Annotated in this window: 13 protein-coding genes and 1 tRNA gene; 5 read left to right on the top strand and 9 right to left on the bottom strand. The window is 73.2% G+C overall.

What is annotated here, in order from left to right; all coding sequences use genetic code 11:
- Positions 1-20 precede the first annotated feature (20 nt).
- From ABZ457_RS00815 to ABZ457_RS00805, 3 genes are all read right to left on the bottom strand, one after another.
- Positions 21-1,511: a Stp1/IreP family PP2C-type Ser/Thr phosphatase gene (locus ABZ457_RS00815; RefSeq protein WP_359152390.1), complete on the bottom strand. Its 1,491-nt coding sequence runs from the start codon at positions 1,509-1,511 to the stop codon at positions 21-23.
- A gap of 135 nt (positions 1,512-1,646) precedes the next feature.
- On the bottom strand, positions 1,647-2,168 hold the full coding sequence (locus ABZ457_RS00810; protein WP_359152388.1) for an FHA domain-containing protein: 522 nt from the start codon (positions 2,166-2,168) through the stop codon (positions 1,647-1,649).
- A 10-nt stretch (positions 2,169-2,178) separates the two neighbouring features.
- Positions 2,179-2,997 carry a DUF3662 and FHA domain-containing protein gene (locus tag ABZ457_RS00805; RefSeq protein WP_359152386.1) on the bottom strand — a complete coding sequence of 273 codons (819 nt, stop codon included), beginning with the start codon at positions 2,995-2,997 and terminating at the stop codon, positions 2,179-2,181.
- Between the two features lie 447 nt (positions 2,998-3,444).
- On the opposite strand from ABZ457_RS00805, the gene ABZ457_RS00800 reads away from it, so the two are divergent.
- Positions 3,445-3,531 (top strand) — tRNA-Leu (locus tag ABZ457_RS00800).
- A gap of 270 nt (positions 3,532-3,801) precedes the next feature.
- Here the strand turns inward: ABZ457_RS00800 and ABZ457_RS00795 are convergent.
- Entirely contained in the window at positions 3,802-4,419 is a 618-nt protein-coding gene (locus tag ABZ457_RS00795; protein ID WP_359152384.1) for an NAD(P)H-dependent oxidoreductase, read from the bottom strand.
- Positions 4,420-4,542: 123 nt separating this feature from the next.
- On the opposite strand from ABZ457_RS00795, the gene ABZ457_RS00790 reads away from it, so the two are divergent.
- The 4 genes from ABZ457_RS00790 (at position 4,543) to ABZ457_RS00775 (ending at position 7,900) form a co-directional block, all read left to right on the top strand.
- The gene (locus ABZ457_RS00790; RefSeq protein WP_359152382.1) at positions 4,543-4,902 is read left to right on the top strand and encodes a helix-turn-helix domain-containing protein; all 360 of its coding nucleotides are present in this window, start codon (positions 4,543-4,545) and stop codon (positions 4,900-4,902) included.
- A 223-nt stretch (positions 4,903-5,125) separates the two neighbouring features.
- Entirely contained in the window at positions 5,126-6,604 is a 1,479-nt protein-coding gene (locus tag ABZ457_RS00785) for a DUF2252 domain-containing protein (RefSeq protein ID WP_359152380.1), read from the top strand.
- Between the two features lie 33 nt (positions 6,605-6,637).
- Positions 6,638-7,480, top strand: coding sequence for a hypothetical protein (locus ABZ457_RS00780; protein WP_359152378.1), 843 nt, complete (start codon positions 6,638-6,640; stop codon positions 7,478-7,480).
- 75 nt (positions 7,481-7,555) lie between these two features.
- On the top strand, positions 7,556-7,900 hold the full coding sequence (locus ABZ457_RS00775) for a rhodanese-like domain-containing protein (RefSeq protein WP_018846061.1): 345 nt from the start codon (positions 7,556-7,558) through the stop codon (positions 7,898-7,900).
- A 115-nt stretch (positions 7,901-8,015) separates the two neighbouring features.
- Here ABZ457_RS00775 and ABZ457_RS00770 read toward each other — a convergent pair whose 3' ends face one another.
- The 5 genes from ABZ457_RS00770 to paaA are packed head-to-tail and all read right to left on the bottom strand — an operon-like array spanning position 8,016 to position 11,639.
- The gene (locus tag ABZ457_RS00770) at positions 8,016-9,071 is read right to left on the bottom strand and encodes a 2Fe-2S iron-sulfur cluster-binding protein (protein ID WP_359152375.1); all 1,056 of its coding nucleotides are present in this window, start codon (positions 9,069-9,071) and stop codon (positions 8,016-8,018) included.
- Positions 9,072-9,581 (bottom strand): 1,2-phenylacetyl-CoA epoxidase subunit PaaD, encoded by a 510-nt coding sequence (gene paaD / locus ABZ457_RS00765; protein ID WP_359152373.1) that lies wholly within the window; start codon positions 9,579-9,581, stop codon positions 9,072-9,074.
- On the bottom strand, positions 9,575-10,336 hold the full coding sequence (gene paaC / locus ABZ457_RS00760; RefSeq protein WP_359152371.1) for a 1,2-phenylacetyl-CoA epoxidase subunit PaaC: 762 nt from the start codon (positions 10,334-10,336) through the stop codon (positions 9,575-9,577). The genes paaD and paaC overlap by 7 nt, the downstream gene beginning before the upstream one ends.
- Complete coding sequence (gene paaB / locus ABZ457_RS00755; RefSeq protein ID WP_359152369.1) at positions 10,333-10,623, bottom strand: 1,2-phenylacetyl-CoA epoxidase subunit PaaB; 291 nt, start codon at positions 10,621-10,623, stop codon at positions 10,333-10,335. Before paaB ends, paaC begins: the two co-directional genes overlap by 4 nt.
- Positions 10,620-11,639 (bottom strand): 1,2-phenylacetyl-CoA epoxidase subunit PaaA, encoded by a 1,020-nt coding sequence (gene paaA / locus ABZ457_RS00750; protein WP_359152367.1) that lies wholly within the window; start codon positions 11,637-11,639, stop codon positions 10,620-10,622. Before paaA ends, paaB begins: the two co-directional genes overlap by 4 nt.
- Positions 11,640-12,235: the final 596 nt, after the last annotated feature.

Genomic DNA, 12,235 nt, shown 5'->3' with positions numbered 1-12,235 from the left:
AGAAGGCCCCCTACGGCCCGCTACTGCTTGCCGCAGTTGGAGGCCAGCTTCTGCTCCTCCTCCGAGAGGGTGGGACCCGGAGAGGGAGAGGCTGCGTTCGGCTTGGTCTTGTCGTCCTGGGTCGTGGGCGTCCCGGCGGTGTCCTCCGCCGTGTCCCCGGCGGGCGGCTTGGCGCTGGCGCGGTCCGCCGCCTCGCGGCGCTCCTCGTCCTTCTTGCAGGCCGTCGCCTGGCGCGAGAGCTCCTCGATCTTCGCCCGGGCCTTGGGGAGGCTGTCCTCGGTGATCGTCGCCTCGACCTGCTTGCGCTGGTAGGGCGGTAGGTACTTGAGTTCGATCTCGGGGTGGTCCTTCTCCACCTCCGAGAGCGAGACCCAGGCGAGGTCCTGGCTGATGCCGCGGTACAGGGCGATGTGCTCCTCGTTGGAGCCCACGTAGTACTGGGTCTGCGTCCAGCGGTACCCGCCGTACAGTCCGCCGCCCACCACCGCGAGCGCGAGGACGAGCAGGAACGAGCGCTTCAGCCACTTGCGGCCGCCGCGCTGCTTGGCGAAGTCGTCGTCGGTGTAGGCGTCGAAGGAGTCCTCGGGGGGCATGCCGCCGTATCCGGCGCCCGATCCGGGCGGGCCGAAGTTCCCGCCGCCGGAGGAGGACGCGCCGCGCCCGAGGCCGGCCGCCCGGCCGGCCGGGGTCTGCATGGCGCCGCCGTCGTTGAGCTGGTGCTGGTTCTCGGCGACCGCGCCGACGACGACCGGGGTGTCGCTGAGCCGGCCCGCCAGGGTGTCGCCCGAGTCCGTGTCGAGGACGTCGGCGACGATGCAGGTGATGTTGTCGGGACCGCCGCCGCGCAGCGCGAGCTGGATCAGGTCCTGAACGGTCTCTTGGGGGCCCTGGTAGCTGGCGAGGGTGTCCTCCATCGTCTGGTGGGACACCACGCCGGAGAGGCCGTCGGAGCAGATCAGATAGCGGTCGCCGGCCCGGACCTCGCGGATGGAGAGGTCGGGCTCGACATGGTCGCCGCTGCCCAGGGCCCGCATCAGCAGCGAGCGCTGGGGGTGGGTGGTCGCCTCCTCCTCGGTGATGCGCCCTTCGTCGACGAGGCGCTGCACCCAGGTGTGGTCCTGCGTGATCTGGGTCAGCACGCCGTCGCGCAGCAGGTACGCGCGGGAGTCGCCGACGTGCACCAGGCCGAGGCGCTGACCGGTCCACAGCAGGGCGGTGAGGGTGGTCCCCATCCCTTCGAGCTGGGGGTCCTCCTCGACCATCATCCGGAGCTGCTCGTTGGCCCGCTGCACCGCGGTGCCGAGCGAGGTGAGGATGTCGGAGCCGGGAACGTCGTCGTCGAGCGTGACGAGGGTCGAGATGACCTCGGAGGACGCGACCTCGCCGGCCGCCTGTCCGCCCATGCCGTCGGCGATCGCCAGCAGCCGGGGGCCGGCGTAACCGGAGTCCTCGTTCCCCTCGCGGATCATGCCCTTGTGCGATCCGGCGGCGAAACGCAGGGAAAGACTCATGCGCACCTGCCCTGTTGACGCCGACTCGGGGTACAGCCGGTCTCGAGCCACACTGCCCACCCTCCGGTCGGGAGCCCGTGGCGGTCGCCGGTGACGACCGTTGCGGCTCGCTCGCTCCGCTCGCTCATTGTCGTACTACTTCCGCAGCTCGATGACGGTCTTGCCGATGCGGATCGGCGCGCCCAGCGGAATCGGGGTCGGGGTGGTGAGCCGGGTCCGGTCGAGATAGGTGCCGTTGGTGGACCCGAGATCCTCGACGATCCACTGGCCGTCTCGATCGGGGTAGATCCTGGCATGCCGGCTGGACGCGTAGTCGTCGTCCAGCACGATCGTCGAATCATGGGCCCGGCCCAGGGTGATCGTCTGCCCCTGGAGCGCGACCGTGGTGCCGCTGAGCGTGCCCTCGGACACGACCAGCTTGGTCGGCGCGCCTCGGCGCTGGCGCCCGCCCCCCTGCTGCTGGCGCTGCGGCGGCGGCGCGGCGGCGGCCTGGCGCGCCTGCTGCGGACGCGTCTCCGCCCCGCGCCGCGAGGAACCGCGCTGTGTGACGCGTGTTCCGAACAGGTCGCTGCGGATGACCTGGACGGCCACGATGACGAACAGCCACAGAACAGCCAGGAAACCCAGCCGCATGACCGTCAGGGTCAGCTCTGACATTGCCCCCGCTTCACCCTTCGGCTTGCCGGTAAACGATGGTGGTGCTGCCCACGACGATCCGCGAGCCGTCGCGGAGCGTAGCGCGGGTGGTGTGCTGCCCGTCTACCACGATGCCGTTGGTAGACCCGAGATCCTGGATCGTCGAGGGCGTTCCGGTCCGGATCTCACAGTGCCGGCGCGATACGCCGGGGTCGTCGATCCGCACGTCGGCGTCGGTGCTGCGACCCAGCACCAGCGTCGGGCGGGAGATCTGATGGCGTGTGCCGTTGATCTCGATCCAGCGTCGTACGGGCGCGCCCGCCGGGCCGCCGGGGCCCGGGGCGCGCTGGCCCGCGGAGGGGCCGGGGTGCCCGCCGGGCGGCGGGGCGGCCGGCATGGGGGGCGCGCCCACCGGGGGGTAGCCGTAGCCGCCCCGGGCGCCGCCGCCCTGGCCGCCGGCCGGGGCCTGGGAAGTGCTCGACGCGAGTGTGCGGCTGCGCACCCGGTAGAGCCCGGTGTCCAGGTCGTCGGCCTTCTCCAGGTGGACCTTGATCGGGCCCATGAAGGTGTAGCGCTGCTGCTTGGCGTAGTCCCGGACGAGGCCGGCGAGCTCGTCGCCGAGCTGGCCCGAGTAGGGGCTCAGGCGCTCGAAGTCCGGGGCGCTGAGCTCCACGATGAAGTCGTTGGGGACGACCGTCCGGTCACGGTTCCAGATCGTCGCGTTGTTGTCGCACTCGCGCTGGAGCGCGCCCGCGATCTCCACGGGCTGGACCTCGGACTTGAACACCTTGGCGAAGGTGCCGTTGACCAAGCCTTCGAGACGCTGTTCGAAACGCTTCAGGACTCCCATGGGGCACCTCCTCCGTCGTTGTCGCCCTGGTACTGCTTACTGATCGTATCCACGCGTCGGGAAATCGGCTGGTTCCCCTTGTCTGCCCCGTCGATGAGTGTCACCTCTCACACGGATCGTAGAGGCGGCCTCTCCACAGTGTCCCGCACCCCGGGCGCGTACAGGAGGAGTGGGGGAAGACCGCTGTGCGTTCCCTCCGGGCCTGTCGGGATTCGCGCCGTGTGCCCGCCGGGCCGGGTTGCCCGGTGGCAGCGCCTGCTCGCGCCCCGGTGGGTCCCCTCCCCGGCGGCGCGGTGGGGCCGTGCTCTTTCCTTCCCCGTCCTTGCCTGTTCGCTCGTGGGGAGGGCCAAACAAACGGATGTGAATCCACCCTCCGCAGCGTGCTAATCTTCTGCATGTCGCCGGGGGCCGCACCAAGCAGGTGAGGAACCCACGACAACACCCAATGCGCGGGTGGCGGAATAGGCAGACGCGCTGGATTCAGGTTCCAGTGCCCGAAAGGGCGTGGGGGTTCAACTCCCCCCTCGCGCACCATGGAGACGGGTCTCCACCGGACGAAAGTCCTGGTGGGGGCCCGTTTCTCGTATGTGCCGGCGGGTTCCGAGGGCGACCGGGCGGGGCCTCGCCGTGTTTCTCCCGGAGTGGGATGTTTCACGTGGAACACCCGCGGACGGAGGATCCCGTGCCGCGGGTGCGGGTGGTGGCGCGGAGGCCGTGGCCGGACTGATCGGCGTGGCCGGGCTGTCCGGGCCGGCCGGCGTGACCGGACCGGCTGGGTGGGCTTGGCCTGGGTGGGACGGTGGGTCAGACGGCGGCCAGGCGGGCGCCCAGGGCGGTCGCCTTCTCGACCGCCTCGTCCAGCGCCCTGGCGCGGGACGCCTCGGCGAGCGGGACCAGCTCGGCCATCTCGGGCCTGCTGTGGGCCAGTGTCAGCTCGGGCACGATGAAGTCGACCTCGGCGCCGAGCATCCCGTTCAGGACCTTCTCCAGGTAGTTCTGGACGAACTCGAAGTCCTGGCGCGGGGTCCCGGGGGCGTAGGAGCCGCCGCGGCTCGCGACGACCGTCACCGGGGTGCCGGCGACCGGGCCGTCGGGCCGGCCGGCGTTGAGGCCCACCACGATCACCTGGTCCAGCCATGCCTTGAGCGTCGACGCGATCGTGAAGTTGTACATCGGGGCGCCGATCAGGACCGCGTCCGCGGCCGCCAGCTCCGCCGCGAGTTCGCGGCGCAGGGCGTCGTCCGCGCCCGCCGCGGCGGCCGTGGAGTCCAGGTGGGGCAGGGGGTCGGCGGCGAGGTCCCGGTAGACGACATCGCCGTCGGGGTTCGCCTTCCGCCAGGCCTCGACGAAGGCGGCGGTGATCTCCCGCGAGGCGGACCCCTCGGGGAAGAGGGCGGAATCGAGGTGCAGCAGCGTGGTCATGGGGACTCCGGAGCGAGGGCGGGCCCGCGCGGATCGCTGGGCCGAACTTCTGTATGTACCTATGAATAACACAGCAGCTTATTTTTCATAAGTCGATGTTGCGCGGGGCAGTAGCCTGGGGTCATGGCGGACAGGAGGACGCACGGCCAGGAGGCCTGCAAGCAGGTCGACGCATCCATGACGCGTGTCTTCGGGCTGCTCGGGAAGCGCTGGACCGGGCTGATCATGGCGGTGCTGATGCAGCGGCCGGTCCACTTCACCGAGCTGCGGCGCGCGATCCCCGGGATCAGCGAACGCATGCTCTCCGACCGCCTCACCGAACTCGGCGCCGCGGGGCTGCTGGTGCGGGAGGTCGACGAAGGACCGCCGCTGCGGGTGGCCTACCGGCTGACCGAGGCGGGCGCGGCCATGGAGCCGGCCCTCAGGGAGCTCTCCCGCTGGGCGGAGGCCCATCTTCCGCCGGAGCAGCGGGAGTCCTGCTGAGGCGTCGGCGGCGACGCGCGGCGGACGCCGGGCGGCACGGGGCGGACGTCGTGCGTGCCGGCCTGGCGGTAGACGGGCGGGGTGCGCGGGGAGGGTGTGCGGGGGACCGGAGGGTTTTCCACAGGGGCAGACGGCGGTCATGACGCGGCGGTACGGTCGGTGCACGTGGACGGTGGCGTCCACGTGAACCACTGAACTGTTCAAGGGCGGGGGAGGCAGCGCCATGAGCGCGACCGAGACGGTGGTGCCGGCACAGCGGCCGGCATCCGGGGGAGCGGGAGACAGCAGGATTCCCGAGGTGCCCGGCTTCGCCGGACGCCCGGCGATGCGCGGCGCGGCCGCGGAGCCCGCCGCCTCACCGAAGGCGCAGGGGAAGGCGCTGCGGGGCAGGGTGCCCCGCTCCGGCCACGACTCCCTGGTGCTCACCACCGACCGCCCGGACGCGGTGCGGGCGGTCGAGGAGTCGAGCGTCGGCCGGGTTCCCGAGCTGACCCCGATCCGGGTCGGCCGGATGGCCGCCTCGCCGTTCGCCTTCCTGCGCGGCGCGGCCGGGCTGATGGCGCACGACCTGGTGGGCACCCCCGTCACCGGTATCAGCGCCCAGCTCTGCGGTGACGCGCACGCGGCCAACTTCGGCCTGTACGGAGACGCCCGCGGCCAGCTCGTCATCGACCTCAACGACTTCGACGAGACCGTGGTCGGCCCCTGGGAATGGGACCTGAAGCGGCTCGCGACCTCCCTGGTCCTCGCCGGCCGGGTCGCCGGAGCCGACGAGGACGTGTGCCGGACCGCCGCGTTCGACACCGTCGGCGCCTACCGGCGCACCATGCGCCTGCTGGCCGGACTCCCCGCCCATGACGCGTGGAACGCCATAGCCGACGAGGAGTTGGTCTCCCACACGGACGCCCGGGACCTGGTCGGCACCCTCGAACGGGTCGAGGCCAAGGCCCGGAACAACACCAGTGCCCGCTTCGCCGCCAAGTCGACCGAGTCCGTCACCGACGAGCACGGCGGCCAGGTCTGCCGCTTCGTGGACGCGCCGCCCGTGCTGCGGCGCGTGGGCGACGGCGAGGCCGCGGCCGTGGCGGCCTCCCTCGGCCCCTATCTGGACACCCTCCCGCCCGACCGGCACCCCCTGCTCGCCCGGTACGCGATCCACGACGTCGCCTTCCGGGTGGTCGGCACCGGCAGCGTCGGCACCCGCTCCTATGTGGTGCTGCTCCTCGACCACCGGGGGGACCCGCTGGTCCTCCAGGTGAAGGAGGCGCGGCCCTCGGCGCTGGAACCGCATCTGCGCGCCGCCGGCTTCACCGTCACGCCCGCCGGGCACGAGGGCCGGCGCGTGGTCCTCGGGCAGAAGAGCATGCAGGTGGTCAGCGACTCCCTGCTGGGCTGGACCACGGTGGACGGCAGGCCGTACCAGGTCCGGCAGTTCCGGAACCGGAAGGGCAGCGTGGATCCCGCGGCCCTCGCCCCGGACCAGTTCGACGACTACGGCCGGATGACCGGCGCCCTGCTGGCCCGGGCGCACGCCCACAGCGCCGATCCCCGGATGCTGGCCGGCTACTGCGGCAAGAGCGATGAACTCGACGAGGCCGTGGCCGCGTTCGCCGTCACCTACGCGGACCGGACCGAGGCGGACCACGCGGACCTCCTGACGGCGATCAAGAGCGGGCGGATAGCCGCTGAGCTGGGGGTGTGACCCGGGGGCCGGTCGCGCCCGTAGGCTGGTCGGGTGACCCAGGATGCAGCCGGGGGCTCCACCACCCGGAACGAAGAGCAGGCAGCGCGGCGGGAGGCCCCGCCGCGGCCCGAGGAGCGGCTGGCCAAGGCCGTGCGCGCGGCCGAGCAGGCCCTGATCGAGTTCGAGATCGCGCTGGAGACCTTCCGCGTCGAGGTGGAGAACTTCTCCCGGCTGCACCACCAGAAGCTGGGGCCGATGTACACGCGGCTGGACGAGCTCGACGCCCGGATCGCCGAGGCGCGGGCCGCGCGCAGCGGGGACCCGGAGGATCTGCGCCGGGCCCGGGAAGCGCGTGCCCTGGTCCAGCCGATGCCCGGGGTCGACGAGCTCTTCCACGACTGGATGGACAGCGACGGGCTCTCGCCCGAGGCCGCCGCGATGCTCACCGACCAGCCGGTCCGCGCCCCCAAGCGGGTCCGCCCCGGCGAGGAGGCGCGCAGGCTCTACCGCGAGCTGGCGCGCAAGGCCCACCCGGACCTCGCCCAGGAGGAGGGCGAGCGGACGCGCCGTGAGGAGTTCATCACCCGGGTGAACGCGGCCTACGCCCTCGGCGACGAGGCGCGGCTGCGCGAGCTGGCCGAGGAGTGGGGGGCCGGCCCGCCGCCCCCCGAGGCGCGCCTGAGCGAGAGCGAGGAGCTGTACGCCCGGCTGGAGTGGCTGGCGCAGCGCAAGGAACTCCTCACCGCGGTGGCCAAGGAGCTGGAGGAGAGCGCGATCGGGGCGATGCTCCGGATGGCCCCGGACGACCCGGACACCCTCCTTGAGGAGATCGCCGAGCAGCTGCTCGCCCAGGTCGCCGAGCGGGAGAAGGAACTCGCCGCCCTGGTGGAGTAGGTTTCCACGGGTCCTCCGGTCCGGCCGGGGACCAGGTCCGTCCGGCCCCCGACGCACGAGAGAAGGCACCGCCCCATGAACTTCGCCCCGCTGCCCAGTGTGGAAGCCGCGGTGGTCCCGGCCGACGGTCTGGTCCTGGATGTGCGGGAGGCCGACGAATGGGCGGCCGGCCATGTCGAGGGGGCGCTGCACGTCCCGATGAGCGACTTCGTCGCGCGCTTCGGCGAGGTGACCGAGGCGGTGGCGGACGGCCGGCGGGCCTATGTGATGTGCCGGGTCGGCGGGCGGTCCGCCCAGGTCACCCAGTATCTGGTGCAGCAGGGCATCGACGCGGTGAACGTCGACGGCGGGATGCTCGCCTGGGACGGCGCGGGCCGCCCGATGGTGACGGAGACCGGAAGCCCCGCCTTCGTCCTCTGACGGCGGGGCGGGGACGCCGGGGCGCCGGTGGGTGTGCCCGGTGCCGCGGGGGTCGGGGACGTCCACCTACCCCGGCTCGGTCCAGGCGGCCGGCACCCGGTCCAGGCGGCCGGCGTCAGCGGTCGAAGTCCAGCTCCACCTCGGCGGTCGCCGGATGGGACTGGCAGGCCAGGACGTAACCCGCCTCGGTCTCCTCCGGCTCCAGGGCGAAGTTCCGGTCCATCCGGACCTCGCCCGTGACGACGAAGGCGCGGCAGGTGCCGCAGACCCCGCCCTTGCAGGCGTAGGGCGCGTCCGCGCGGCTGCGCAGGACGGTCTCCAGCAGGGATTCGCCCTCCCGCACGGGCCAGGTGCCGGACCGGCCGTCCAGGGTGGCCGTCAGCGAGGCGTGCGCGGGCGCGGCGGCGCGGGCCACCACGGGCGCGGGCCCCTCGTCGACGTGGAAGATCTCCTGGTGGACGCGGGCGCGGTCCACGCCCAGCGCGCGCAGCGCGCTCTCCGCCCCCTGCACCAGGCCGAACGGCCCGCACAGGAACCAGCCGTCGATCCGGTCGACGGGCAGCAGGGCCGGCAGCAGGGTGGTCAGCCGCCCCGCGTCCAGGCGACCGGAGGGGAGACCCGACTGCTGCTCCTCGCGGGAGAGCACGGTCACCAGCTGGAAGCGGTCCGGATGGCGGTCCTTGAGGTCGGCGACCTCGTCCAGGAACATCGTGGAGGCCGCCGTGCGGTCGCTGCGGATCAGGCAGAACCGGGCCCCCGGCTCCCGGGCCAGCAGGGTGGCGGCCATCGACAGCACCGGAGTGATGCCGCTGCCGCCGACCACCGCCGCGAAGTAACCGGGGCGCGGCGGGAGCAGGAACCGGCCCATGGGCGGCATGACCTCGACCACGTCGCCGACGGCCAGCTCCTTGAGGGCGAACGTCGAGAACTCTCCCCCGTCGACCAGACGGATGCCCACCCGCAGGGCCGGGGCGCCGCCGGCGGCGGGGGCCGGGGCGCAGATGGAGTAGGTGCGGCGGATCTCCCGGCCGTCGACGAAGCGGCGCAGCGCCAGGTGCTGGCCGGGGGTGTGGCGGAAGAGCTCGTGCAGCTCGGGCGGCACGTCGAAGGTGACGGCCACCGAGTCGTCGGTGAGCTGATCGACGGCGCCGACCGGGAGCGGGTGGAACATCTACAGCTCCTTGAAGTGGTCGAAGGGTTCGCGGCAGGCGACACAGCGGCGGAGCGCCTTGCAGGCCGTCGAGGAGAAGCGGCTCAGCAGCTCCGTCTCCGTCGACCCGCAGTGCGGGCACCGGACCGAGAGGGTGAGCGGCACGGGGCCGTCCGCCGCGTGGGGGCGCGGCGGGGCGATGCCGAACTCGGCGAGCTTGCGGCGCCCCTCGGCCGTGATGTCGTCCGTGGACCAGGCCGGGGTGAGCACCCGCACCACATGGACCTCGGCCATCCCGTGGTCGTGCAGGACCCGCTCGATGTCGGCGGTCATCGTCTCGACGGCGGGACACCCCGTGTACGTGGGCGTCAGCTCGACCTCGACGCGGTCGGGGCCGGTCAGATGCACCCCGCGCACGACCCCGAGATCTTCCAGGGTCAGGACGGGCAGCTCCGGGTCGGGGACGGAGCCGGCCAGCCGGCGCAGCTCCTCCTCCAGCCGGGTGCCGGGCTCCTGGACGCCGGTCACCATGACGCCCCCGGGTGGCTGCGGTGCAGATGCTGCATCTCGGCGAGCATCCGCCCGAACGACTCGGTGTGCAGGCCCTCGCGCCCCGCGCCCGCCGACCAGGCGCCGGTGCGCGAGCCCTCGGGCACGGTCAGGGTGGCCCGCTCCAGGACGCCGGTGACCTGCTCCAGCCAGGCGGTGTCCATCGCGGCCAGGGTGTCCGCGTCGAGCCCCAGGCCCTCGACGGGCCGGAACAGCTCGCCGGTGAACCGCCACAGGGCCGCGCAGGCGCGCTGCATGCGCTCATGGCTCTCCGCCGTGCCGTCGCCCAGCCGCAGGGTCCACTGCTCGGCGTGGTCCCGGTGGTAGGCCACCTCCTTGACCGCTTTCGCCGCGAGGCCCGCGAACGGGCCGTCGCCGGCGGCCAGGCGCTCGTAGAGGAGGCACTGGTAGACGGAGAAGTAGAGCTGGCGGGCGATGGTGTGGGCGAAGTCGCCGTTCGGCTGCTCGACCAGCTGGACGTTGCGGAACTCGCGCTCCTCGCGGAGGTAGGCGAGCTCGTCCTCGTCGCCCACGAGGGAGAGGAGGACGCGGGCCTGGCCGAGCAGGTCCAGAGCGATGTTGCCGAGGGCGACCTCCTCCTCCAGGACCGGTGCGTGGCCGGCCCACTCCCCCAGCCGGTGGGAGAGCACCAGGGCGTCGTCCCCGAGGGCGAGCGCCGCGGCGGTGTGCGCGGCGGGCGGGCGGGAGGCGTCCGCGTGGGTCGTCGTGGGGGTCACAGGTGCTTCACCCCGTCCGGGATCTCGTAGAAGGTGGGGTGCCGGTAGGGCTTGTCGGCCGCGGGCTCGAAGAAGGGGTCCTTCTCGTCCGGGGAGGAGGCCGTCACGGCGGTGGAGGGGACGACCCAGATCGAGACGCCCTCGCTGCGGCGGGTGTAGAGGTCCCGGGCGTTGCGCAGGGCCATCTCGGCGTCGGGGGCGTGCAGGCTGCCCGCGTGGGTGTGGGAGAGGCCGCGGCGCGAGCGCACGAAGACCTCCCACAGCGGCCATTCGGTCGAGCTGCTCATGCCGTCGCCTCCGGGGACTGGGTCTGCTGTGCGGTGGGGTGGTGTGCCGTGGCCGTGCGGGCCGCGCTGTGCCGGGCGGCGTGGGCCGCGGCGGCCTCGCGGACCCAGGCACCGTCCTCGTGGGCCTTGCGGCGCTGGGCGATCCGCTGCTCGTTGCAGGGGCCGTTGCCCTTGATGACCTCGTGGAGCTCCGCCCAGTCGATCGCGCCGAAGTCGTGCTGGCCGCGCTCCTCGTTCCACTTCAGGTCCGGGTCGGGGAGGGAGAGGCCGAGCGCCTCGGCCTGGGGGACGCAGATGTCCACGAAGCGCCGGCGCAACTCGTCGTTGGAGTGGCGCTTGATCTTCCAGGCCATGGACTGCGCGGAGTGGGCGGAGGCGTCGTCCGGGGGGCCGAACATCATCAGGGAGGGCCACCACCAGCGGTCCACCGCGTCCTGCGCCATGGCGTGCTGGGCGGGGGTGCCCCGGGAGAGCGCGAGGAGCAGCTCGTACCCCTGGCGCTGGTGGAAGGACTCCTCCTTGCAGACACGGACCATCGCCCGCGCGTACGGCCCGTAGGAGCAGCGGCAGAGGGGGACCTGGTTGGTGATGGCGGCGCCGTCCACCAGCCAGCCGATCGCGCCGACGTCGGCCCAAGTGAGGGTGGGGTAGTTGAAGATCGACGAGTACTTCTGGCGGCCGGAGTGGAGCTTGTCCAGCAGCTCGTCGCGGCTGGCGCCGAGGGTCTCCGTGGCGCTGTAGAGGTACAGGCCGTGGCCCGCCTCGTCCTGCACCTTGGCCATCAGGATGGCCTTGCGGCGCAGCGAGGGGGCCCGGGTGATCCAGTTGGCCTCGGGCTGCATGCCGATGATCTCGGAGTGCGCGTGCTGGGCCATCTGGCGGATCAGGGTGGCCCGGTAGGCGTCCGGCATCCAGTCGCGCGGCTCGATGCGCTCGTCGGCGGCCACGGCGGCGTCGAAAGCCGCCTGGTGCGACTCCGCTGCCGCTTCGTACGCATCCGCAGTCACTGAGGTCATCCCGGACTCCTACCGACCGATCGTTCGGTTCATTGACTTCAATGGTCGGTCGAGGCCCCTTAGGGTGTCAACCCTGTGGATGACCGACGGGGACGAGTGGGGATCGGGGCGGGGATGGATGGAGTCCTACGAGCGCGAGGGTGCGACCGGGGCGGGGACCGGCGCCGCGGGTCTGCCCTCCCCCCGCCCGCCCGGGCCGCCGCCCGCCCGGGGCGCGGCCCCCGCGGGCCGCGGGCCCGGCGGCGCCTCGGCCGGTGACGGCGTTGGCCCCGCCGAGCCCCTTGCGGGCGCCGAGCAGGCCGACCGCGACGCCCTCGCGGGCGTCGAGCCGGTCGGCCCCGACGCCGGCGGTCGCGGCGCCGGTGGCGGTGCGGTCGGCTCCGCCGGGCGGGAGGAGTCCGGGGCAGGCTGCCCCGATGCCGGGGGGCGCGGCGCCGGTGGCGGCTCCGCCGCGGCCGGAGGGGGCTCCGTGGCCTACGGCGGCGCGGCCCCTGCCGCGGGTCCGGCCGGACCCCGTGGCGACGCCGGGGCGGGCGCCAGGCGCGGGGGCCCTGGCGGCGGCTCCGCCGAGCCCCTTGCGGGCTCCGCACAGGCCG

The sequence above is a fragment of the Streptomyces sp. NPDC005805 genome (assembly GCF_040630445.1).
Lineage (GTDB): Bacteria > Actinomycetota > Actinomycetes > Streptomycetales > Streptomycetaceae > Streptomyces.
This window is presented reverse-complemented; position numbering and strand designations above follow the sequence as displayed.